This is a genomic window from Chitinivorax tropicus (genome assembly GCF_014202905.1).
GTDB classification, from domain to species: Bacteria; Pseudomonadota; Gammaproteobacteria; order Burkholderiales; family SCOH01; genus Chitinivorax; species Chitinivorax tropicus.
The window spans coordinates 1-21,881 of sequence record NZ_JACHHY010000007.1 but is presented as its reverse complement, the minus strand read 5'-3'; the positions used below and the strand labels follow the sequence as shown (position 1 = coordinate 21,881).

Sequence of the window (21,881 nt, the reverse complement as noted above, 5' to 3'; positions counted from 1 at the left end):
TCCGCTTGTCAGTCGGCCATGTGAAATCGATTTCAAATCTCAGTGAGATGTACAAAATGATTCATCAAATCAGGTGGGAAATTTGAATGGAGGGTGCATTGAAAACAGCCATGCGGGGCTGCCAAACCGGGCGCTGCAGGCATGACCCGACACGGGCACTGTCGGTAAAACGATACCCATCACCACTTGCAGCCACCGCCGGTGGCGGCATCCTTCAACAGTAACGGCACGGCAAGCAATCCGAGCCCGGCATAGGCTTCACGGCAATCGGCACGTTCCGACTGGTTGATGCCCTTCCCTAGCGCAGTTTCGCGCTCCGGCGCAGGCTTCGCCAGATAGGCTGGGGGTGCTGACTTGCTCCCTTCCTGGCCCGCTTCCCGTGCGATCCGCTTGGCCGCCTCCAGATCGATATGTCCGGCAGCTGGTGCCAGATCAGCCTGAATCGGTGCTGCACGCGAGGGTGCCTCGGGTACTGCTTGTTCTTCCTCTTCTGTCTTTGGGCGGGCGATACGTGCGGTGGCGGCAGCAGCCTTGGCGGGTGTCGGCTTGGCGGGGGTAGGGGTAAGCGCGGGCTTGGGTGTAGTGGTTGCAATAGGCGCCTGGGGCGGTGGGATCAAATCAACAGCGGGGGGTGGAGCTGGTTTGGCAATGGGTTGCAGGCGCAGCTCGATGATGCGCTGGGCAGGTGCGAGAGCCGGGGGCTTCGCTTGCCACCCCTGCCATAACACCAGCAACGCCGCATGCAGCAACAGCGAAATCAGCAGCCCGCTCCCTGTCCGATACCAGGGTACGGCAGGAACGGGATCATCATTCAAAAAAGTTGACTGTAAACTGACTGTACCCATGACACCGAATCAAGGATGGCAAGCACACATTGACCATGCAAAACATGCCAAGTTGCATGAATGGTAAAACAAAGCCGCCATGCCATCGACATGGCCGCAACACACAATCAGAGCCCGTGGATCAAACTTGATCCAGTATCGACAGCACTGTGCTGACAAACAAGCTGACTGCCTCGCCATCCACCACATAGGGTGGCATGAAATACAGCGACTTCCCGATTGGACGCAACAACACGCCTTGCTGCAGGGCCTGCTGGAAACAGCGATTGGCAAAGTCTGGTTGATCGGTCAGCACATCCATTGCCCAGATCATGCCCAGCTGCCGGAAATGCGTGACTTTGGAATGGCGGCGGATCGGCTCCATCAGCGCGGTGAACCAAGCAGCGCGTATGCGATTGGAGGCAATCACATCCTCTTCTTCGAAGATATCGAGCACTGCCAAGGCCGCGCGGCACGCCAGCGCATTGCCGGTGTAGCTGTGGCTATGCAGGAAACCACGGGTCACTTCATCATGGTAAAACGCCTGGTAGACCGTGTCGGTCGTCAACACCACCGACAATGGCAAATACCCACCGGTGATGCCTTTCGACAGGCAGATGAAGTCTGGCTTGATTGCTGCCTGCTCGTGGGCAAACATTGTGCCGGTACGCCCAAACCCCACCGCGATCTCGTCTGCAATCAGGTGGACGTTGTATTGATCACACAGCGCCCGAGCCCGCTGCAGATAGATCGGGTGGTACATGCCCATTCCAGCGGCGCCCTGCACCAGCGGCTCCAGAATCAACGCCGCAGTGGTGTGATGGTGCGCCGCCAGATAGTCAGCCAGCTCGGAAGCACAGCGCTCGGCATAGGCTTCCTTTGATTCACCGGGCTCGGCCAGGCGCCAATCGGGGCTTCGCACCTGGTGGCTTTGCCGCAGTAGGGGGGCATAGGTATCGCGGAACAATGCGACATCGGTCACCGACAAAGCCCCTAACGTTTCGCCGTGATAGCTATTCTGCAGGCTGACAAAACCGACTTTTCCCGACAGGCCGACATTCCGCCAATAATGGAAGCTCATCTTCAGCGCGATTTCCGTGGCCGATGCACCATCCGAGCCATAAAACGCATGCCCAAGCCCCGTCAGCTTGGCCAGCCGCTCTGACAGCTCCACGACCGGTTGCTGCGTGAAGCCCGCCAGGATCACATGCTCCAACGTATCCAGCTGTGATTTGATGGCTTCATTGATGCGAGGGTTGCAATGACCAAACAGATTCACCCACCAGCTCGATACGGCATCCAGATAACGATTGCCATCGAAATCGAACAGCCAAGGCCCCTCCCCTCTCGCAATCGGTACCAGCGGCAAGGTTTCATGGCGCTTCATCTGGGTGCACGGGTGCCAGACGGCCTGCTTGCTACGTGTCAGCCATGCTTCGTTCTCAGTCATTCAAATCGCCCTGAAACAATCAAAAAGCCATTCTAACCGATGCCCGCCTCGCCTTGTTTGATCGCTGTGGGCGTCATGATCATGGCATCTGGCCGCACAACCCTCGCCAGATCCGTATTCCAGTGCCCCAATCTGGTGCCACGCCGCATCCAGTTACCTGCTCACTCTGCCGCCTACTGACCGAATCGCGGCATACCAAGCCTGATCCATACCCTTTCACACGGTTGGCACAAACCATGCTTGGTATGGATGGCATACAAAAAAGCCACTGATTGGATGACATCATGACCTTACAAATTGTCCGCTTAAGCCACACTACGCTCCACGAAGCGACACCCCAGTTGATCGCGCTGCTGATCGATGCGGTCCATCATGGTGCATCGGTCGGCTTCCTAGCCACCCTGGATGCGACCCGCGCACGCCAATACTGGCGCGGGCTGGAAGCCAGTTTGCAGGATGGCAGCCGCTGGCTGTGGGTGGCCATGTGTGATGACAAAATCGTTGGCACCATCCAACTGGATCTTTGTCAGCGTGAAAACGGCTTGGCCCGCGCGGAAGTGCAGAAGCTGCTGGTTCACACCGACACCCGCCGCATGGGCATCGGCCATGCGTTAGTCAAGACACTGGAGGAAGCAGCAGCCACGTTACACCGTCGACTGCTGTACCTCGATACGGAAACCGGCTCCCCGGCGGAGGGCTTTTATCGACAGGCTGGCTACCAGTTTGCAGGGGTGATTCCTGACTTTGCCTGCTCTCCAGATGGCCAGCTGCGGCCCACTTCGCTGTATTACAAGCAGCTGTAGACCCGTAGAGGTGGATTCGCCACCACCGGCAGCTGGCCATGAGTACTGCTTCCGGTGCAGAGCGGGGCTTGATTCAACACAAAGTGGCAACCAGCCCGGTCATCTACAATGACGCCATCTCACCACCCAAGCCGCCCCCATGTCAGACTACGCCTTACTCGCCCTTGCCCGCGCCCTTCATGTATTGGGCGTGGTCATCTGGATTGGCGGTGTGGCCATGGTCACATTGGTGATCCTGCCCGCCATCCGCCAACGGTTCCAGCCAGCCGAGCAAGCGCCGATGTTTGAAATGATCGAACATCGATTTGCCCGCATTGCGCAGGCCACCACGCTGCTGACAGGTATCAGCGGCTTTTTCCTGGTCGAGCGGCTGGGCTTATGGGGACGATTCGCTGATCCACACTACTGGTGGATGCACGCCATGGTGGGTATCTGGGCGATCTTCAGCTTGATTCTGTTCGTGCTGGAGCCACTCTGGTTGCATCGTTGGTTCAGCCGACGCGCCAGCCAATCGCCAGCGGCAACCTTCCGATTGGTTCAACGCCTGCATGGTGTTCTGTTGGCGATCAGCTTGTTGACCATCCTGGGGGCCGTTGCGGGCAGCCACGGCCTGTGATCACGACCCGCAAAGCATGACCGCCCCGCAAATGCCTGAGTATGGCCGTTTTGAGCGGACGCCTGGCTTGGCCTTGTTGCATCTGCTACATCCCTGAATCAGCAAATAACGACGTTTACACAAGGCTATCCGCCCCGCGCAGCCTTGTTCTATGATCTTGTCGCCTCAATTTCAGACAAGAACGGGATCACCCATGCACACGTTGTTGAAACAAGCCCTGGCGGCAGCCTTATTCACCTGTAGCAGTCTGTCTTTCGCCACCCCTGTCCTGTCCATTGCCAACGAGCAATATCAGCAAGCCTACGAAAAACAGGCCCTGCTGGCTGAGACGGGTTTGCGTGAGATTGATGTGCCGAATGATGTCAGCTATCACAAAGCCATGCGCTATCAGGCTGTGCCACTGCAACCGTTGTTGAAAAAAGCCGGTATCCAAGCCAGCGATAGCCTGAAATTCACCGCGTCCGATGGCTTTGCCGTCACGCTGTCAGCCAGCCTGCTGTTGGCCGAGGGCAAAGCAGAGCCGTACCTGGCGATTGAAACGGACGATGCCCCCTGGCCACCCGTCAAACCAGGCAAGCCCGGTACGGCAGGCCCGCTGTATGTGGTCTGGCTGAGCCCCGAGAAGAGCGGCATCACGCCAGAAATGTGGCCCTATCAGTTGGCCCGCATCGAGCGCGTCCAACCCGTGGAAATCCGCTACCCCCAGCTGCAGCCCGCCGCCACATTGCCGGCCAACAGCCCGATCCGCAACGGGTTTGCTCAGTTCAAACAGCATTGTCTGCCTTGTCACTCGCTGAACAAAGCAGGGGACGCAAACCTGGCGCCGGATTTGAATATCCCCCACAACCCAACCGAATACCTCCGGGCGCCCTACCTGCGCACCCTGGTCCGCAACCCCCAGAAGCTGCGCCACTGGGAGCGCTCGGCCATGCCCGCCGTGGATGAGAAAACCCTGTCGGAACGTGACCTGACCGACCTCCTGGCCTATTTGCGCCACATGAGCACCCGCAAGGTGAAATGAGCCGCCTGCAAGGCACCATGGGCAAGGCGTGCAGAGCGTGGCCAAGCAACGCGGCCACGCAGCCAGGGGCAGGCAAAAATCACTTGGCAGCCTGAACTGCACCCCCAAGTCACGGGCGAGGCAAAGCGGAGCAGATCGGCTGGTATAATGACGGTTTCGTCGTCATCATTGATTCCATGCCAGCCATCCGCCTTCTTCCCGACCACCTGATCAACCAGATCGCAGCAGGCGAAGTGGTGGAGCGGCCTGCGTCCGCGCTGAAAGAGATACTGGAAAACAGCCTGGATGCCGGTGCAACCGAGATCCAGGTCGATCTGCAACAAGGTGGCATCAAGCTGCTGCGGGTCACCGACAATGGCAGCGGCATGGCCAAGGAAGACCTGGCCCTGGCCTTGTCACGGCACGCCACCAGCAAGATCAGCTCGCTGGAAGACTTGCAACAAGTCGGCACCCTGGGGTTTCGCGGCGAAGGGCTGGCGAGCATTGCCTCAGTGTCACGACTGACCTTGACCAGCCGTCTGTCCGGGGCCGACATGGCCTGGCAGGTGGATACGTTGGAAGGCCAGATCAGCGACCCGCAACCCGCCGCCCTGCAAGCAGGCACGCGGGTCGAGGTGAATGACCTCTACTACAACACACCGGCCCGTCGTAAATTCCTGAAAAGCGAAGCCACCGAATACGCTCATTGTGAAGAGATGTTCCGGCGTATGGCGCTGGCCTACCACGACGTGGCTTTTACCCTGTTTCACAATGCCAAGGCGCAATGGCGGCTACCACGACAGACACTTGAGAAACGTGTCGAGGCGATTCTGGGCAAGGATTTCGTGCAGGCGGGCCTGCTGCTGGATGAATCCGCCAACAGTCTGCGCCTGTACGGCGTGGCGGGCTCGCCAACCGTGTCCAAGTCCAGTCGGGACGCGCAGTATTTCTATGTGAACGGTCGCTTTGTGCGCGACAAAGTCGTCACTCACGCCATCCGCGAAGCCTACAAAGATGTCCTACACCATGATCGGCACGCCTGCTATGCACTGTTTTTCGAGCTGAACCCTGAGGGCGTGGATGTCAATGTCCACCCGACCAAAATCGAAGTCCGCTTTCGGGAATCGCAGCCGATTCATCGCTTCTTGTTCCATGCCTTGCATAAAGCCCTGGCCAGCACCACTGCTGGCGCGGCAGCCATGCAGGCCGACGATGGCGGAGCACCCGCTACCATCAGCGCGGCACCCGGCTCGGGCCAGCGCCATTCTCAACCCTATCAGCCACGGTTCGAGCAGACCAAGATGCCGCTGGCCGCCTACGAGCCGCGCAATTTCTACCAGACCCTGTTTGGCGGTATCAAGGGCGGCGATCCTACCCCCAACAGCCACCCTGGCAGCCTGCAAACCACCTCCTGGCCCGGACAGCATGATACCGCTCTGCTGGAGCGCCCCGCCGAGGAAGTCATCGTCCCTCCACTGGGCTATGCCGTGGCGCAGCTGCACGGCATCTACATCCTCTCGCAAACCAACGAGGGGCTGGTGGTGGTGGATATGCATGCCGCACACGAGCGCATTGTCTACGAACGCTTGAAACATGCGCTGGATGCAGACGAATTATCCATGCAGCCTTTGCTGATTCCAGTCGTTTTCCAGGCTGATCGACTGGATGTGGCCACCGTGGAGGAACAAGGTGACCTGCTGCCGCAATTGGGCTTCGAGATCGGTGTAGCGTCCCCCACGCATCTGGCCGTGCGCGCGGTGCCAACCATGCTGCAACAGGCCGATGCCGCAGAGCTGGCCCGCGCCGTGCTGCAGGACATCCGCGAGGTAGGCGCCAGCCGCGTGCTGACCGAGCGCCGAAACGAACTGTTGGCCACCATGGCCTGCCATGGCGCGGTGAGAGCCAATCGCCAGTTGACCGTACCGGAAATGAATGCGCTGTTACGCGACATGGAGGCCACGGAGCGCTCCGGACAATGCAACCATGGCCGCCCGACCTGGTTCAAACTCAGCCTGAACGAGCTAGACAAACTGTTCATGCGAGGACAGTGATGGAGCTGCTGGTCATCAAGCTGTTTGGCGCACCGATGTTCATCGGCCTCGCCAGCATGGCTGGCAAACGCTGGGGCCAAGCAGTGGCAGGCTTTCTTGGCGGCCTGCCGATGGTGGCGGGGCCAATCATTCTGGCCTTGTGGCTGCAACATGGCGCGAGCTTTGCCGCCGCTGCCGCTCGGGCCATTCCGGCGGGCCTGCTTGGCATCGCCGCCCACATATTGCTGTTTGGCCTGGCCAGCCAGCGCTTCGGTTGGCTGGCCAGTCTATTGATCGGCTGGGCAGGCTTTCTCGTGGTTGGTCTGGGCTTGGTGGTGATGGGGCAGGCAGATCAGGCTTGGGTGAGCGTTGCGGCCATGCTGTCGCTGATCTTGGCCGCCCGCTTGGTGCCGCATCCTGTCGCCCCACCCACAGACACCCATCTCCCCAAGGCCGAGCTGGCCGCCCGCATGGGCGCTGCGCTGCTGCTGGTGGTGGTCTTGACAACCCTGGCCAGCCGACTGGGCACTACGCTGACCGGGGTGCTGACCGTCTTCCCAGTGGCCAGCTCGGTCATGCCTGCTTTTACCTTTGCCACCGCTGGCCGGAATGCCCTGCTGGTGCAACTGAAAGGCTTCTGCGCCGGCATGACTGGCCTGGGGGCTTTTGCCATTACCGTAGGGTTGGGGCTGGTAGACCTGGGTGGCTGGGCCTTCTGCCTGGCGGTCGCCCTGTCGATCAGCACCGCACTGATCATCAGCCACCTGCTACGGCGGCTGGAGCCAACCACTTCTGATTGATGACCGACACTATCCATGCCTCCTTTGCTTCCCCCGGCCCTGTTCTTGATGGGCCCCACTGCCAGCGGCAAAACCGGCGCCGCCGTTGAGTTGGTTCAACAGCTGCCGATCGAGCTGATCAGCGTTGATTCAGCACTGGTATTCCGCGACATGGACATCGGCACCGCCAAGCCAGACGCCACCACACTTGCGCGTGCCCCCCATCACCTGATTGATCTGATCAGCCCACTGGAAGCCTATTCCGCAGCACAATTCCGCACCGATGCCCTCAGCCTGATGGCTGACATCACCGCCCGTGGCAAGGTGCCGATGCTGGTGGGTGGCACCATGCTGTACTTCAAAGCCTTGGAGCATGGGCTATCCAACCTGCCTGAAGCTGACCCTGCCACCCGCGCCGAGCTGGATGAAGAGGCAGCATTGCTGGGGTGGCCGGCCATGCACGCCAAGCTGGCGGAAATCGACCCTGACACTGCAGCCCGCCTACAACCGGGCGATTCACAGCGCATCCAGCGTGCGCTCGAAATCTGGCGCCTGACTGGCGAGCCCATGAGCGCTCATCTGGCACGACAAACCAGCCAGCCGCTACCTTACCGGCTGACCAAACTGGCTCTGATGCCCAGCGACCGCGCAGTGCTGCATCAGCGCATTGCCGAGCGCTTTGATCAGATGCTGGCACATGATTTTCTCGGTGAGATGCGACAGCTGCAGGCCAGCTACCCAGGTCTGCACCTGGATCTACCCTCCATGCGCTGCGTGGGGTATCGCCAAGCCTGGGAGCACTTAGCGGGCGACACCGACTACGCCACCTTCCGTGATAAAGGCATTTTCGCGACCCGGCAATTGGCCAAGCGGCAGATGACCTGGCTCCGCGCCATGGTCGATACGACAACATTGGATTGTTTGGCGCCCGACTTGATCGAGCAGGTGGCGCAACATGTGGCAAGAGCCCTGTCGACAGCGTCCCAGTCGTGAACCGGGCAAACAACAGGCACCAAACCCTGCCTCGGCAGGGGTATGCAGGTGAAATCAGGAAAAGGCAAGACAACCGTCGGACGATAACCTGCCAATAGCCACCCATTAAGCGGCCTTTGGGCGCTGTTGGCATGGCTGTCACTCAACTATCTAGCCAAGCCCGCAGCGCCAGGACTTGCACCCTCGCGCTGATCAGATCATCAACCAGCAAACCGTCACGTCACTTTACGGTTTCGCGCTCCCTAGCACGCGCCAAGGCCGGACGTGACCACAGCTGTTTGGCGTAGCTCATGACACGCTCTGATTCGATCGGCACCTGAAATGCCTTCGCCCAACTCAAGCAATGCCCCAGCAGCACATCCGCAACAGTGAAGCGATCACCAACGATGAACTCCCGCTCTCCCAAGCCCTTGTCCAAAACACCCACCGCACGGGCAAACTCACCCATCGCCACGGTCACGATGGCTGGGACACGCATATCCTCCGGGTAGATGAAGGTATGCTTGGTCATGACCCACAGCGGCGCATCCATTTCTGTCATCGCAAAGTAGCTCCAGCGATCGACCAATGCCCGCTCCTTAGTGCCTTCCGGCGGCAACAGCCCGGACTGAGGTGCGCAATGCGCCAGATAATTGCAAATGGCCGCCGACTCTGTCAGCACCAACTCACCATCGACCAGCGCAGGCACCTTCCCTGCCGGGTTGATGGAGAGATAAGGCTCGCTACGGGCCGCTCCGCTTTTCAGGTCCACACTTTCATAGTCGTAAGCAATGCCAGCCTCTTCCGCCACCCACAGAACACGGGTCGAACGGGAGTTTGAGGTGCCATAGATTTTCACAGACTGTCCTTTCAAGTTGATCAACTTCAGAGAGACTCAGCCAGCCGCTGGCCGAGCAGAATCAGGTGCTCACGTGCAGACATTGCATCGAACTGTACCGAGTCGTACAGAGCATAGATCGCCCCCCACCCTGGCTGAAAGTACCCGACCCGACCAAGATCAGCACCGGCATAGCCGACAGCGCGCAGATATCCAGTGCAGGCCGCATCCCAATGCTCAATCATGGTGGAAGACAGGCCCAGGCGATCTTCATCCGTCACCCAACCATGCCACTTCAAATGATCGATCAATCTCAGTAATGATTCATCCGGCCAAGTCTGCAGGGTGTCCAGTATGGCATACATGATGGGCCTCGCTTGTTGTCAGCCTGACGTCAGGGTGGTGGGAGGTAGGTGCTCGATCAAGAGTAGCAGCAACATGGCCCATTGAGGATCAGGGGCAATCCCTTACATAGCGTGTGGTGGGCGTGTGACTGCAAGGCTGATTACACAATCATCTACTTGGCGACATGGCAAGAGCGAGCCCAAAACGCACAATATCGATATGAACCCGCTAATGCCAAATAACTATCGGCAATTCGACTATATCCATATCGGCAAAGACATGCCTTGTGGATCAGGTGGATCAAGCTGAATTCGAGAGATATACGTACCGACACCGGGCCAAGCACTGACAATGAGGAATTGCCCATCCAGCAAGGCAGGACAAGGTAGGCAGCTCATCAGACAGATCAGCGCTCGACAAAGCTACGGAGCTCAGACACCATTGAGCAGAACGTCATTTTCGCGCCAGAGAGTGAACATCCATATAGCATGTTCGAAAGAGAAAAATTAAGCCGGGTAACCCGGCTTAATTTCATCTGCCAGACGAGACCAAATGAAAAGCCTAGTCTGTCGAAGCGATCAGCGCTTACGGCGCGCTGCAGCCAAACCACACAGGCCCAGACCCATCAGCGCCAGGACGCCAGGTGCGGGCACATCTGAAGGTGCGCTTTGGCCAAAGCCATCCAGGTACACCCAGCCACCGTGGCCAGTTTGTGAGCAGTCTGCTGCCAGCAGGGTCAGGGAAATGTCATTTCCCTGAGCGGCGGCATCCAGGCTCAGCTGCTCAACTTGCCATGAAGTGTAGAAATAGCCATCTGTCGATTTGGAGAACAATTTATCCACGCCACCACCCGCTTGATCAGCATTGTATTCACGGGTGATCAGATTCAGTCCACGGGTTTCATCACGCAGAACCAGCTTGAACGTCGCTGCTTCTCTTGAGTCATGCGCACCCTCAAGTACTGCCGCCCAGGCAAAGAAAATGTCTTTATCTTGATACTTGCCCACCTTCTGCGTAATGACAGAAGCGTATCCACCGTTGAGCACATCTTCCACTCGCATGGAATGATTACCTGCATAAACCTGCTTCAGCTGGTTATCGGTATGCGGGGCAAAACCACCAGATACGATAGCGGAATTGTCACGGTTTGCATTGAATTTGCTACCACCAGGCAAGAAAGCCATGGGGTCGAGATTCGCATTCAAAATTGTTGCACGGTTACCTGTGCCGACCGTCCAGCCGGTGGTATTGCCCTGCTCGAAATCCCCATTGATGAAACCCGCAAACGCGGAACTGGAAACTGTTGCGATTGCGATGGTTCCCGCAATGATTGATGCCTTGATCATATATAACTCCTTGTAGAAAGCACGCATATAAAAGCAAAACACGTGCCATGTTGGTTTTCGCTTAAGAAATACATACAGAATCAATATTTTCCTTATTCAACAAGGAATGATCGAAAGTACAAGTGTAAAGATTTCCGACTTAACTCTTATTGACAATGGCATGTTAAATTACCAATAACATATTCATAGCATGAGAATTACATCAGTATATTCAAAATGCATTAAGTTACTGATTGCAATTCGGAAGAAGGTGCAGTCAACACCGACAACGAAGCCCACCCATTTTTCCGGCCGGTCACCGTAGCGGTGCCCACGCTGCCTGGACAACCCGTCCCGCCGCACAATGCACGCTTCATCAAATCCTTACTTTCTCTTTAAAAAATAATTAGATACAACACAAAACCCATTACCTCACTTTTGGCACCCCAGCATCACTGACAGTGGCAATTTGATCGACACTCTGCACCGGCACAGACATGGATGACACAGGGCTGGAGAGTTATACGTATTCTGAATGTTTGATCGACGTGTTGATCAGGATGATCCCGCTGCGGTCGGCCAATACCGCCCCATCATGATGATCGATGCCGGCTGTATGACGCGCATTTGGCCACGAGGCTGCTGGTCAAACTCCATAACAGCCGCAGGAGGGGTTTGAGAAAATGGGGCTGGGATATTGATCCCTGGCGGATTTGGCTGGGATGTGAGTCGATGTTACGGACCGTCAACCACACGGTGTCGCCAAATGTCGTCGCCTGCCCAGCGCTCAAGTGCTGTGATTGCGTGAAGGGCCGGCCATCAATCCAGATCACATAGCCAATCTCGATTTGCCCGGCCATCACCTGGATGACAGACCCTCGTAAGATCTGGCAAACCATCCCTTGTCCAGGGTTGAGCAAAACTGTATCCACCACTTTATCGCCGTCCATACCTGCGCCTCCCATCTTCATCGATCATGTCTGGACAGCTTAGTGACACAAGCAAAGCGAGGACAGAGACAGGGAATGGTGATGATCCCATAACAGATGGTATTTTTATCAATCTGTTATGGTGTGAATAGTTGGAATCTATATCTGTTCAGGCAAGCCACCCTGACACCATGATTAGGTATGGATACACAACCGCTTTACCGCCGCCTGGCCAATCGTTATCTGGATGCAATCAAAGCTGGCTCACTGGCTCGTGGTGACAAGATGCCTTCGGTTCGGGAGTTGATGCGCTTGCATGATGTGAGTCTCACCACCGCGCTGCAGCTGTGCCGGCACCTGGAAAACGAGGGCTGGCTTGAGGCGCGCCCACGATCTGGTTACTTTGTCAGACACCCCAGGCGATTGCCCTTGGCGCCCACACGCGAGCCCAATCCTGCATTACCTCTCGATCCTGCGGCCTTTGTCGGGATTCAGGCACGAGTGTCGCACTTTGTCGCTCAAGGACAACGCTATCCGATCCAATGCAATCTGTCTGGTGCACGCGGAGCGCCCAGCTTGTATCCCCATGCACAACTGAACCTGATCGCAAGCCGACTATTACGTAAGCACCGCCAACTGCTGGTCAGCGCAGGTACTCATAGTGGCAATATGGCCTTGAAAGTCGCGCTGGCCAGGCGTGCGGTGGCCAGTGGCATGACTCTGGCGCCAACCGACATCCTGGTGACCCACGGCTGTATCGAGGCGCTGAACCTGGCCCTGCGAGCGGTCACCAAACCAGGCGACACCATTGCGGTGGAATCCCCCACCTTCTATGGGTTGTTACAGGTGCTGGAAAGCTTAGGTCTACGTGCCCTTGAGATCCCGACCAGCCCCCAAACGGGCTTGTCGATCGACGCGCTGGAGCTGGCCATACGCAGTCACGACAGCATCAAAGCGGTCGTGGTCGTGCCCCATCTGCAAAACCCGCTGGGCTCAATCATGCCGGATGCACACAAGCAACGGCTGGTCGAGCTCTGTATGCAACAAGGCATTCCGCTGATAGAGGACGATACCTATACCGCGCTGACCAACAGTGACATCCCGCTGCTGGCGCTCAAGCACTGGGACAAAACGGGCAATGTGATCCACTGCGCGTCACTGCACAAGACGCTAGCTCCGGGCATGCGGCTGGGTTGGATCGCGGCGGGTCGCTGGCACGATCAGGTGGAGATGCTGAAATACGCCCAATCGCGCCATAACGAAGAGTGGTCGCAACTGACAGCAGCGGAATTCATGAACTCTGCCGCCTATGACCGCCATTTGCGACGGCTGCGGCATACATTGCGCGCCCAGCGGGAGCAAATGGCTGAAGCTGTCGCACAGTATTTTCCGGCAGGCACGCGGTTGGTGGTGCCCGAAGGTGGGCTGATGTTGTGGGTAGAGCTGCCAGAGCCGATCTCCGGCTCCCGTTTGTTTGAGGACGCTTTGCAGGCGGGCATCCTGATCGCCCCTGGCACACTGTTTTCCAACTTGATCCGGTTCGAAACCTACATTCGCTTGAACTGCGGCCTGCCTTTTACAACAGAAGTCGAACACACCATTCGGCGGCTGGGTAAATTGGCGGAAAACCATCTGCCGCGCTGACCGCCTTCACCCCCATTGACTGGGCCAATCAAGGTGCGGGGGTACAATGTCAATGTGGCTCAAGGGCGTCCGCCGGTCACTGGGATCAAGGCTCCCGATACGGCATGTGCTTCATCAGAGAGCAGAAAAGCGATCACCTGGGCGATCGATTCTGGTGGGGTCCATTGGCTGAAGTCCGCGTCGGGCATATCCACACGGTTTTGAGGGGTGTCGATGATCGCAGGCAGAATCGCGTTCACGGTGATACCAGACGATTTCAACTCATCCGCCAGGCTTTCCGTCAACCTGGCCACCCCTGACTTGGACGCTGTATAAGCCCCCATGCCAGCAACCGCCTTGGTGGCCGCGTTGGCGCCGATATTGACGATCCGTCCCATGCCACGCGCTTGCAGCAAGGGCAAGGCGGCTTGGCAGGCAATCACTGCGGTGCGGACATTCTGTTGGTACATGGCGTCCCAGCTTGCAATATCACCACTTCTAACCAGCTCCCAGCGAAACCCCCCAGCCACATTCACCACCCCATCCAAGCCACCGAACTGGGCGGCGACTTGCTTGAATGCCGCAGTACTGGCAACAAGGTCGGTCAAATCCACCCCCGGCAGGGCGAGCAGGTTGGCCTCGGTCGCAGGCAGCTCGCCACGCACCAAGCCGATCAGGGCAACTTTTGCCCCTGCAGCGAGCAACACCTGCGCAATCGCGCTGCCCAGGTAGCCAAAGCCACCCGGGATGGCGATGACCTTATCAGTCAGTGTTGACTTCATTTGGATCTCCGTTTCGTAGTCATGGCTTCATGGCCGATCGGCGCTCAACGTGTGATGTGCTCGATATAATCAGCCAGATCCCTGTCCCGCGTGGACAAGCCATCCACGTCATGTGTTGTCAAGACGATCTCGACCCGGTTATAGACATTGCGCCACTCAGGGTGATGGTTCATCACCTCTGCCTGCAATGCCACCTGGGTCATGAATGCAAAAGCAGCCTTGAAATCGGCAAACACAAATTGTTTGACCATGCCTTTGCCATCATTGGTCAGCGCCCAGCCAGGCAGCTCGCTGACCAGCCGCTGGCTTTGTTCGGGTGTCAGTCGTTCCAGCATGATTTGAGCCCTCGTCATCAAAAAAGAACCTGCCAGCAAAACAGGCTGGCGCCTACATCAAGTTGAGCATACTGGCATTGCAAGCCGCGCGGCAAGCCAAGCCCCAAGCCAGTCTACACGTCCCCCGTCACCACCCAGCCCTGTTGATCACCTCGCTGTAATATGCAATCCCCCTCGGTCAGCGCGCCTGCACCCAAGACTGGCTGGCTCAGCAAAGACTGATAGATTGTGGTGAAATCCGGCGCAGTGGCCGTAAACAATTGCTCAAAGCTGTCAATGACAAAATATGTCTGCTGAAAGGTGTCGATGCGATAACGAGTCCGCATGATCCGCTCCAGATCAAAACCGACGCGGTTCGGGCTGGTGCTTTCCAGGCTATGGATCGACTCAGACTTGCTGGACACAATACCCGCACCATAGATCCGCAAGCCTTCCGCAGTCTTCAGCAAGCCAAATTCGACGGTATACCAGTATAGGCGGGCCAGCATCGGCAATGCACCCAGTGCCTTGGCTTTCATGCCACCCCGGCCATAGGCTTGCAGATAGTCGGCAAACACAGGATTCATCAGCAGCGGCACATGGCCGAACAGGTCATGAAAGATATCCGGCTCTTGTAGATAATCGATCTGGTGGCGCTCACGCAACCACCAGGTGACTGGAAACCGACGATTGGCCAAGTGCTCGAAAAAGACATCATCAGGGATCAAGCCATGCACCGCCACAATCTGCCAGCCTGTTGCAGCCCTCAGCCGGACATTCAACTCCTCAAATATGGGCACTCGATCACATGCCAGCTCGATCTGCGCCAGCCCCACCAGAAACTCATCACACACCCGCCCAGGCAGCAGCGCCATTTGGCGTTCATACAACAAGCACCACACAGCGTGATCGTCAGCGGTGTAGCGATCGAGTGGCTGCGGCATGGTGTAGTCCGCAGCATGGGCCAGGCCGTCGTTTTTCCGGATGGTGATGTCGGGAATGATGTAAGGCTGATGCGTATCCATGACGTGCCTCGCGTCCTGCAATGATTGAGGCTGCACAGTCTACGCTTACCGCCATGCGGATTGGCCGCAATATTCGCATAAATATCATAAATTATGCATAATTGACGCATCATGACCACAACAAATGCAGATAATGAGCAGCATCAACTTTGACCGTTTTGATGTCCAGATCCTCGATGCCCTACAACATGACGCGCGCAGCACACACCAGAAGCTATCGCAGACCATTCCGCTATCACCCTCTCAGATCGGCAGGCGCATCCAGCGTCTGGAAGAGGCCGGGGTCATCGACAGCTACCGTGTCAATCTGCGCCCTGAGCGCTTAGGGCTGTCCGTTCTGGCGTTCATCAATGTCTTTCTCGATCATCACGGCGAGGCCGTGGTGCGTGATTTCGCCAGTGCAGTGGCAGACCTGCCCGAAGTGCTGGAAGCCTATGCGGTGTCAGGTGAGGCCGACTACTGGCTACGGGTGCAGGTGCCTGATCTACCCTCACTGTCGCGGTTTGTGATGCATACCTTGATGTGCGTGCCCAGCGTGCGCAGCGTCAAATCCACCATTGCGCTGGAACCAGTCAAACGTAGCGCCCCTTTACCATTGGGCCACGCCTGAGTTGCGCAAGATCATGCTCAAGCAGTTCGCTGCCTGCTACACTGCCACCATGAATGATGACCAACTGCTTCGTTATTCCCGACACATCCTGCTGGATGAAATCGGGGTGGAAGGCCAGCAGAATCTGCTGAATGCCAAAGTTTTGATGATTGGTGCGGGTGGGCTGGGCTCACCTGCCGCGTTGTATCTGGGCTCCGCTGGCGTCGGCCAGCTGACGGTATGCGACCATGACACTGTCGATGCCACCAATCTGCAACGGCAGGTAGCCCACTCACTGTCCAGTATCGGGCAGAACAAGGCGTTGTCGATCAAAGCACGGCTGGCACAGATCAACCCGGATTGCCAGGTCACGGCCATTCAAGAGCGCGTGGCAGGAGATGATTTACGGGCGCTGGTCGCCGGAGCGGATGTGGTACTGGATTGCTGTGACAATTTCGACACGCGCCACGCGGTAAACGCCGCCTGCAGTGAGTTCAAAAAGCCATTGGTGTCAGGCGCAGCTGTCCGGTTCGATGGCCAGATCAGCGTCTTTGACCTCCGGCAGGCGCAAGCCCCATGCTATCACTGCCTATTCCCAGACACGGGTGACGCCAACGATGGCCCCTGCGCCCTGTTCGGCGTCTTCGCACCACTGGTCGGCATCATCGGCAGCATGCAAGCTGCGGAAGCATTGAAGTTATTGATTCCATACGGAGAAACACTGGCCGGTCGATTGCTGTTATTGGACGGGCGGAGCATGACCTGGCGTGAGATGCGTTTCAAGCAAGACCCAGCCTGCCTACATTGCCAGCGCCGACAAGCAACCCCTAATTGACCTGAGCGCACCACCGTGCGCCATCAAGCATCTGGCGCTGCTGACAGGTTTGAAAAATCCTGTCCCCAGCGGCATCCCCAGACAAGATGACGTAGCGAACCTACGCCATCCAATCGCCCGACTTGCCACCCCGCTTTTCCAGCAGCCGTACCGCGTCGATCTGCATGCCGCGATCAACCGCCTTGCACATATCATAGATAGTCAACAGCGCCACGCTGCAAGCAGTCAGGGCTTCCATCTCCACCCCGGTACGCCCCACTGTCTCAGCGGTTACCTCACACAACACGGCAGAGCTGGGTTCATCCACCTCAAATTGAACAGCTACATGAGTGAGGGGGATCGGGTGACACAACGGGATCAAATCCCCTGTGCGTTTGCTTGCCTGGATGGCGGCGATTCTGGCGATACCCAGTACATCACCTTTTTTATGATCACCCTGCTGGATCTTCTGCAACGTGGCGGGCAGCATCACGATCCGCCCACCCGCCCGGGCCACCCGATGCGTTTCTTGTTTGCTGGCCACATCCACCATATGGGCCTGGCCGGTTGCGTCAAAATGTGTAAATTCCTGGCTCATGATCTGTTTCCTGGGCATGCTGGCAGTTAATATGGCATGGTTCATCCAGAGACAACCTTGTTCCTGATCAGATTCCCGGTGATACCCGCCAAAACGGTCGGCATGCCAGCGAAAACCGGGGCGGACTGTGACAGATGGACTCGGAACCCACAGCCAAAATCGTTATCATAGCATCATGCGATCTCTGACTTCCCTTATCGTACTGGCGTGCTTCAGCTGGCAGACTGTCATGGCTGACGGCCTGCCGGATCTTGGCGACTCCTCCCAATCCACCCTCTCCATGCAGCAGGAGCGGTCGATTGGGGAGAGCATCATGCGTGAAATCCGCGCCAGTGACGAGTATCTGGATGACCCGGATATCATGGCTTACATCAACAGCGTTGGCTACAAACTGGCCGCATCCAGCCAAGACCCGACCATTCCATTCGAATTCTTCGTGGTCAACGACAAGAGTATCAACGCATTCGCCATGCCCGGTGGCTTCATTGGCATCCATGCCGGCATTTTCCTGACAGCTCAAAGCGAATCCGAGCTGGCTGGCGTCATCGGACACGAAATAGCCCACGTCACCCAGCACCACCTGGCCCGGCGGGCGGAAGTACAGAGCAAGCTATCAGTGCCCTTACTGGCCGCTATGGCACTGGCCATCTTATCGGCCCGCAGCACCACCAATTCCGACCCAGGCATGGGCGTGCTCGCCGCAACTCAGGCACTGGGAGCCTCCGCCACGTTGGCCTACAGCCGCGACCACGAGCGAGAGGCAGACCGGTTGGGCCTGCAGACATTGAGCAAAGCCGGCTTCGACGCGCGTGCCATGCCACGCTTTCTTGAGCGCATGCAAAAAGCCTACTCACTGCTGGACAACAACGCGCTACCCTATTTGAGAAGCCACCCATTGACCACCGAGCGCGTGGCTGACACCCAAAGCCGGGTCGATCTGCTGCCATATCGGCAAATTCCTGACAGTACAGACTTCTTGCTGATCCGGGAAAAACTGCGGGTCATGCAAAATGGTGGAAAAGCCAGCGTACAATATTACGATTACGCCTTGGCGGAGAAGAAATACACCCAGGAAATCGCCTACCGCTATGGATTGGCCTTTGCCTTACTGAAAGACCGCCAATACGAGCGTGCGCAGCTCGAAATCAACAAAGCGCGAAAACGGTGGCAGCACCCCATGCTGGAAACATTGGCAGGAGATATCCAGCTGGCGCTGAATCAACCTGCCAAAGCCGGGAAAATCTATCAGGAAGCACTACAACACTACCCAGGCAACCCGGGCTTATCCCTCGGCAGTATCGAGGCCCTGTTACGACAAGACCAAGCCCAGTCAGCCTTGGACAAGATCAATGAACAGCATAGCCTGACACCCGGCGATGCCCGGCTATACCACCTCCGCGCCAGAGCCTATGAAGCACTGAAAGACAACGCCCGCGAACACCAAGCGCTGGCGGAATATTTCTGGCTACGGGGCAATCCAATGGAAACCCAGACCCAACTCAAGATCGCCATGGACAACGCCAAAGGCAATTTCTACCTGCAATCCGCCCTTGAAGCAAGATTGCGCGAGATTCGCCGGATTTTGCAACAAGACAAAGATCAGAACAAAGCCAAGAGCGACTTCTAAAAGTCCGCTCATGATCTTTCGGATGTTGGACAATATAGTGATGGGACATTTACCCAATGGGGGATTTGTGCGGAGCTGCCTTAGCGTGTAAATTGCCGCAAATTGACGTTGACCATAAAAATTAGTAAATCTTGATCGCCCTCTCAATCATCTCCCATGGACATGCCGCCATGATCCCCCCGCTGGTAGCCGAGCTTCTGGATTGCAAAGAAGTCGGTCTGGTGATTGTCACATTGAATGTTCCTGAAACGCTGGCATTGCCAGATGATGCGCGAGTGTTATTGATTCAGAACGAATCCCCAAAAGGTTTTGGGGCGAATCATAATGCAGCTTTCAGGCACATTGAGAATGACCCTAGGCTACATTTCTTCTGTCCGATCAATCCGGATGTACACCTGTCTGGCAATCCTTTTCCAACCCTGTTGGCGACCATGGACAGCTTGGGGGCGGGCCTGGGCGTACCGTTGGTATTGTCAGGAAAGGGACAGATGGAGGACAGTCTACGACGCTTTCCAACGCCTTGGATGCTGCTGTCCAAAGCAGTAGGTGGTCCAGATGGACGTTACCATGCTCAGCCTGGGCAGGCGGCATTCTTCCCCGAATGGGCGGCTGGCATGTTCATGCTGTTCAAAAATGATACATTTGCTCGTTTGAAAGGGTTTGACGAAGCTTTTTTCCTCTATTACGAAGATGTCGATATTTGCGTCCGAGCGTGGAAGCAAAAGATCAGAATTGTTGCTTGCCCAAAGGTTTCCATCATCCATGAGGCGCAACGAGACAGCAGGAGAAAATTCCGTTACCTATACTGGCATATCACCAGCATGATGCGTTTCTTCTATAAACATGGTGGGCGTTTACCAAACATCCCGTCGGCGGATCTGAGGGGAAAAAGTTGAATGCGCTGATTACTGGGGCGCGGGGGTTTGTTGCCATCGCGCTGGGCAAAAAGCTAGACGAAGTTGGTTTTAAGGTTATCCGATCAACGCGGGCCAATGCGAGAGCAGGAGAAATCGCAGTAGGCGAGATGGACGCCACCACGGATTGGAGCCAAGTGCTTTCCAGAGACATCGCTATTGTCATCCATACCGCTGCAAAAGTGCCAGATTCATCGGGCCAAGCTGAATCGCAGGCCGCCTATCACTTGGCCAACACACTGGGCACATTGAATCTGGCTCGCCAATGTGCCGCCTCCGGCGTGAAGCGCTTTATTTTTCTCAGTTCGATAAAAGTGTTGGGCGAGGGAAGAGATCAGCCTTATTGCGCAGATGACCTGGCTGATCCAACTGATGCGTACGCGATATCAAAATGGAAAGCCGAGCAAGGTCTGATGCAAATCGCCGCAGAGACAGACATGGAGGTAGTGATCCTGCGCCCACCACTTGTCTACGGCCCAGGCGTCAAAGGCAATTTCCTCCGCCTGCTACAGACCGTAGAGAGGCGGCTACCACTGCCATTTGGTACCATTTGCAACCGCCGCAGCTTGATCTATGTCGGCAACCTCATCCATGCTATTCAAATTTGCATGACACACCCAGCAGCAGCAGGCAAGACTTACCTGCTGAGTGATGGTGACGATGTTTCCACACCAGAATTGATTCGTCGGATATCCACCGCAATGGGGCATTCCGCCCATCTGATGCCCATCCCAGTACAATGGATGAAATGGGCGGGCAGTTTGCTTGGTAAGCGCGCCGCAGTCGACCGATTGATCGGATCGTTAGCTGTCGATATCGCGCCGATTCAACGCGAGCTTGGGTGGTCACCGCCATTCAGCATGGCAGAGGGGCTTGCCGCTACGGCTGAGTGGTATCGACAGCGTGAGGGTAAATATTGATGTTGCGTTTTCTGGATCTTTTATTGGCAGGATTGGGTTTGGTGCTGGCCTCGCCAGTGATGGCCGTGCTGTATATGATCGGCCTGTTTGACACTGGCTCACCCTTATTCATCCAACAACGTGTTGGGAAAGACAAGCAAGCTTTCAACCTCATCAAATTCAGAACCATGCGCGCAGATACCGCCTCTGTCGCAACACATCTGGTGCATGCCAATGCAATCACGCCATTTGGGCGGTTCCTGCGTAAAAGCAAACTGGATGAATTGCCACAACTGTGGAACGTACTGAAAGGCGAGATGAGCCTAGTGGGGCCACGGCCTTGTCTGTTCAATCAAGTCGAGCTGATTGAAGCCAGGGACCAACTTGAAGTATTTGCAGCAAGGCCAGGAATTACAGGATTGGCTCAAGTGCAAGCCATTGATATGTCTACCCCTCAACTGCTTGCTAAAGTCGATGCCGAAATGCTCAGCACGCTGACTTTATCCAATTACTTCCGCTACATTTTGATGACAGCAACCGGCAAGGGGCTAGGGGATCGAGTACGGCCAGCCGTATCAACCGGTGATCACCCCAGACGCTGACTGGGTGCTGTTGACGTTTTGCAGAAAGGGGAAGATGGAAGGAGTGCAAACCTGCAAGAATAAGGTTCCTACACTGACCTTTCCCCATCACGGTATACCAAGAATTAGTTAGCATGGAGGGCGATAGGAGCTCACATGCGCAAGGCGAGATTCAACGAAGTCCAGATCATTGGCATCCTGAAA

Annotated in this window: 22 protein-coding genes; 13 read left to right on the top strand and 9 right to left on the bottom strand. The window is 56.7% G+C overall.

Annotated features, from left to right (window positions below; genetic code table 11):
• Positions 1-179: 179 nt before the first annotated feature.
• Together HNQ59_RS06745 and bioA are read right to left on the bottom strand one after the other, a co-directional pair.
• Positions 180-845 (bottom strand): hypothetical protein, encoded by a 666-nt coding sequence (locus tag HNQ59_RS06745; protein WP_184036886.1) that lies wholly within the window; start codon positions 843-845, stop codon positions 180-182.
• A 121-nt stretch (positions 846-966) separates the two neighbouring features.
• Complete coding sequence (gene bioA / locus HNQ59_RS06740) at positions 967-2,274, bottom strand: adenosylmethionine--8-amino-7-oxononanoate transaminase (protein WP_184036883.1); 1,308 nt, start codon at positions 2,272-2,274, stop codon at positions 967-969.
• A 284-nt stretch (positions 2,275-2,558) separates the two neighbouring features.
• Here bioA and HNQ59_RS06735 point away from each other — a divergent pair, with 284 nt between their 5' ends.
• The 6 genes from HNQ59_RS06735 to miaA all read left to right on the top strand — a co-directional run bounded on the left by HNQ59_RS06735 (position 2,559) and on the right by miaA (position 8,495).
• Positions 2,559-3,077: a GNAT family N-acetyltransferase gene (locus HNQ59_RS06735; RefSeq protein ID WP_184036880.1), complete on the top strand. Its 519-nt coding sequence runs from the start codon at positions 2,559-2,561 to the stop codon at positions 3,075-3,077.
• 139 nt (positions 3,078-3,216) lie between these two features.
• Positions 3,217-3,693, top strand: coding sequence for a hypothetical protein (locus HNQ59_RS06730; RefSeq protein WP_184036877.1), 477 nt, complete (start codon positions 3,217-3,219; stop codon positions 3,691-3,693).
• A 193-nt stretch (positions 3,694-3,886) separates the two neighbouring features.
• The gene (locus tag HNQ59_RS06725; RefSeq protein WP_184036874.1) at positions 3,887-4,714 is read left to right on the top strand and encodes a c-type cytochrome; all 828 of its coding nucleotides are present in this window, start codon (positions 3,887-3,889) and stop codon (positions 4,712-4,714) included.
• Positions 4,715-4,890: 176 nt separating this feature from the next.
• Positions 4,891-6,744: a DNA mismatch repair endonuclease MutL gene (mutL, locus tag HNQ59_RS06720; protein WP_184036871.1), complete on the top strand. Its 1,854-nt coding sequence runs from the start codon at positions 4,891-4,893 to the stop codon at positions 6,742-6,744.
• A complete protein-coding gene (locus HNQ59_RS06715; RefSeq protein ID WP_184036868.1) occupies positions 6,744-7,523 on the top strand; it encodes a hypothetical protein in 780 nt (259 codons plus the stop codon). The genes mutL and HNQ59_RS06715 overlap by 1 nt, the downstream gene beginning before the upstream one ends.
• Before the next feature lie 15 nt (positions 7,524-7,538).
• Complete coding sequence (miaA, locus tag HNQ59_RS06710) at positions 7,539-8,495, top strand: tRNA (adenosine(37)-N6)-dimethylallyltransferase MiaA (protein ID WP_184036865.1); 957 nt, start codon at positions 7,539-7,541, stop codon at positions 8,493-8,495.
• A gap of 220 nt (positions 8,496-8,715) precedes the next feature.
• Here the strand turns inward: miaA and HNQ59_RS06705 are convergent, their stop codons facing one another.
• The 3 genes from HNQ59_RS06705 to HNQ59_RS06695 all read right to left on the bottom strand — a co-directional run bounded on the left by HNQ59_RS06705 (position 8,716) and on the right by HNQ59_RS06695 (position 11,003).
• A complete protein-coding gene (locus tag HNQ59_RS06705) occupies positions 8,716-9,333 on the bottom strand; it encodes a glutathione S-transferase N-terminal domain-containing protein (RefSeq protein ID WP_184036862.1) in 618 nt (205 codons plus the stop codon).
• Positions 9,334-9,359: 26 nt separating this feature from the next.
• Positions 9,360-9,677: a hypothetical protein gene (locus HNQ59_RS06700; protein WP_184036859.1), complete on the bottom strand. Its 318-nt coding sequence runs from the start codon at positions 9,675-9,677 to the stop codon at positions 9,360-9,362.
• A 558-nt stretch (positions 9,678-10,235) separates the two neighbouring features.
• Positions 10,236-11,003 carry a PEP-CTERM sorting domain-containing protein gene (locus HNQ59_RS06695; protein ID WP_246490885.1) on the bottom strand — a complete coding sequence of 256 codons (768 nt, stop codon included), beginning with the start codon at positions 11,001-11,003 and terminating at the stop codon, positions 10,236-10,238.
• Between the two features lie 1,109 nt (positions 11,004-12,112).
• Between HNQ59_RS06695 and HNQ59_RS06690 the strand changes: the two genes are divergently transcribed.
• Entirely contained in the window at positions 12,113-13,555 is a 1,443-nt protein-coding gene (locus HNQ59_RS06690) for an aminotransferase-like domain-containing protein (RefSeq protein WP_184036857.1), read from the top strand.
• A 59-nt stretch (positions 13,556-13,614) separates the two neighbouring features.
• On the opposite strand, the gene HNQ59_RS06685 is transcribed toward HNQ59_RS06690, so the two are convergent.
• From HNQ59_RS06685 to phhA, 3 genes are all read right to left on the bottom strand, one after another.
• Positions 13,615-14,316 (bottom strand): SDR family NAD(P)-dependent oxidoreductase, encoded by a 702-nt coding sequence (locus HNQ59_RS06685; protein ID WP_184036855.1) that lies wholly within the window; start codon positions 14,314-14,316, stop codon positions 13,615-13,617.
• Positions 14,317-14,360: 44 nt separating this feature from the next.
• Positions 14,361-14,651 (bottom strand): 4a-hydroxytetrahydrobiopterin dehydratase, encoded by a 291-nt coding sequence (locus HNQ59_RS06680; RefSeq protein ID WP_184036853.1) that lies wholly within the window; start codon positions 14,649-14,651, stop codon positions 14,361-14,363.
• A gap of 113 nt (positions 14,652-14,764) precedes the next feature.
• Positions 14,765-15,655 carry a phenylalanine 4-monooxygenase gene (gene phhA, locus HNQ59_RS06675; RefSeq protein WP_184036851.1) on the bottom strand — a complete coding sequence of 297 codons (891 nt, stop codon included), beginning with the start codon at positions 15,653-15,655 and terminating at the stop codon, positions 14,765-14,767.
• Positions 15,656-15,779: 124 nt separating this feature from the next.
• Here phhA and HNQ59_RS06670 point away from each other — a divergent pair, with 124 nt between their 5' ends.
• Together HNQ59_RS06670 and HNQ59_RS06665 are read left to right on the top strand one after the other, a co-directional pair.
• Positions 15,780-16,265, top strand: coding sequence for an Lrp/AsnC family transcriptional regulator (locus tag HNQ59_RS06670; RefSeq protein WP_184036849.1), 486 nt, complete (start codon positions 15,780-15,782; stop codon positions 16,263-16,265).
• A gap of 49 nt (positions 16,266-16,314) precedes the next feature.
• Positions 16,315-17,079 (top strand): HesA/MoeB/ThiF family protein, encoded by a 765-nt coding sequence (locus tag HNQ59_RS06665; RefSeq protein WP_184037212.1) that lies wholly within the window; start codon positions 16,315-16,317, stop codon positions 17,077-17,079.
• 100 nt (positions 17,080-17,179) lie between these two features.
• Here HNQ59_RS06665 and moaC read toward each other — a convergent pair whose 3' ends face one another.
• Positions 17,180-17,656 carry a cyclic pyranopterin monophosphate synthase MoaC gene (moaC, locus tag HNQ59_RS06660; RefSeq protein WP_184036847.1) on the bottom strand — a complete coding sequence of 159 codons (477 nt, stop codon included), beginning with the start codon at positions 17,654-17,656 and terminating at the stop codon, positions 17,180-17,182.
• Between the two features lie 175 nt (positions 17,657-17,831).
• On the opposite strand from moaC, the gene HNQ59_RS06655 reads away from it, so the two are divergent.
• From HNQ59_RS06655 to HNQ59_RS06640, 4 genes are all read left to right on the top strand, one after another.
• Positions 17,832-19,283, top strand: a complete 1,452-nt coding sequence (locus HNQ59_RS06655; protein ID WP_184036844.1) for a M48 family metalloprotease — start codon at positions 17,832-17,834, stop codon at positions 19,281-19,283.
• A gap of 170 nt (positions 19,284-19,453) precedes the next feature.
• Positions 19,454-20,179, top strand: coding sequence for a glycosyltransferase family 2 protein (locus tag HNQ59_RS06650; RefSeq protein WP_184036841.1), 726 nt, complete (start codon positions 19,454-19,456; stop codon positions 20,177-20,179).
• Positions 20,176-21,117 (top strand): NAD-dependent epimerase/dehydratase family protein, encoded by a 942-nt coding sequence (locus tag HNQ59_RS06645; protein WP_184036838.1) that lies wholly within the window; start codon positions 20,176-20,178, stop codon positions 21,115-21,117. The genes HNQ59_RS06650 and HNQ59_RS06645 overlap by 4 nt, the downstream gene beginning before the upstream one ends.
• Positions 21,117-21,698: a sugar transferase gene (locus HNQ59_RS06640; RefSeq protein WP_184036834.1), complete on the top strand. Its 582-nt coding sequence runs from the start codon at positions 21,117-21,119 to the stop codon at positions 21,696-21,698. The genes HNQ59_RS06645 and HNQ59_RS06640 overlap by 1 nt, the downstream gene beginning before the upstream one ends.
• Positions 21,699-21,881 lie beyond the last annotated feature (183 nt).

Excerpts from the sequence above, each read along its gene's own strand:
- HNQ59_RS06745 (WP_184036886.1), bottom strand. The coding sequence starts at position 845 with ATGGGTACAGTCAGTTTACAGTCAACTTTTTTGAATGATGATCCCGTT.
- bioA (WP_184036883.1), bottom strand. The coding sequence starts at position 2,274 with ATGACTGAGAACGAAGCATGGCTGACACGTAGCAAGCAGGCCGTCTGG.
- HNQ59_RS06735 (WP_184036880.1), top strand. The coding sequence starts at position 2,559 with ATGACCTTACAAATTGTCCGCTTAAGCCACACTACGCTCCACGAAGCG.
- HNQ59_RS06730 (WP_184036877.1), top strand. The coding sequence starts at position 3,217 with ATGTCAGACTACGCCTTACTCGCCCTTGCCCGCGCCCTTCATGTATTG.
- HNQ59_RS06725 (WP_184036874.1), top strand. The coding sequence starts at position 3,887 with ATGCACACGTTGTTGAAACAAGCCCTGGCGGCAGCCTTATTCACCTGT.
- mutL (WP_184036871.1), top strand. The coding sequence starts at position 4,891 with ATGCCAGCCATCCGCCTTCTTCCCGACCACCTGATCAACCAGATCGCA.
- HNQ59_RS06715 (WP_184036868.1), top strand. The coding sequence starts at position 6,744 with ATGGAGCTGCTGGTCATCAAGCTGTTTGGCGCACCGATGTTCATCGGC.
- miaA (WP_184036865.1), top strand. The coding sequence starts at position 7,539 with ATGCCTCCTTTGCTTCCCCCGGCCCTGTTCTTGATGGGCCCCACTGCC.
- HNQ59_RS06700 (WP_184036859.1), bottom strand. The coding sequence starts at position 9,677 with ATGTATGCCATACTGGACACCCTGCAGACTTGGCCGGATGAATCATTA.
- HNQ59_RS06695 (WP_246490885.1), bottom strand. The coding sequence starts at position 11,003 with ATGATCAAGGCATCAATCATTGCGGGAACCATCGCAATCGCAACAGTT.
- HNQ59_RS06690 (WP_184036857.1), top strand. The coding sequence starts at position 12,113 with ATGGATACACAACCGCTTTACCGCCGCCTGGCCAATCGTTATCTGGAT.
- HNQ59_RS06685 (WP_184036855.1), bottom strand. The coding sequence starts at position 14,316 with ATGAAGTCAACACTGACTGATAAGGTCATCGCCATCCCGGGTGGCTTT.
- HNQ59_RS06680 (WP_184036853.1), bottom strand. The coding sequence starts at position 14,651 with ATGCTGGAACGACTGACACCCGAACAAAGCCAGCGGCTGGTCAGCGAG.
- phhA (WP_184036851.1), bottom strand. The coding sequence starts at position 15,655 with ATGGATACGCATCAGCCTTACATCATTCCCGACATCACCATCCGGAAA.
- HNQ59_RS06670 (WP_184036849.1), top strand. The coding sequence starts at position 15,780 with ATGCAGATAATGAGCAGCATCAACTTTGACCGTTTTGATGTCCAGATC.
- HNQ59_RS06665 (WP_184037212.1), top strand. The coding sequence starts at position 16,315 with ATGAATGATGACCAACTGCTTCGTTATTCCCGACACATCCTGCTGGAT.
- moaC (WP_184036847.1), bottom strand. The coding sequence starts at position 17,656 with ATGAGCCAGGAATTTACACATTTTGACGCAACCGGCCAGGCCCATATG.
- HNQ59_RS06655 (WP_184036844.1), top strand. The coding sequence starts at position 17,832 with ATGCGATCTCTGACTTCCCTTATCGTACTGGCGTGCTTCAGCTGGCAG.
- HNQ59_RS06650 (WP_184036841.1), top strand. The coding sequence starts at position 19,454 with ATGATCCCCCCGCTGGTAGCCGAGCTTCTGGATTGCAAAGAAGTCGGT.
- HNQ59_RS06640 (WP_184036834.1), top strand. The coding sequence starts at position 21,117 with ATGTTGCGTTTTCTGGATCTTTTATTGGCAGGATTGGGTTTGGTGCTG.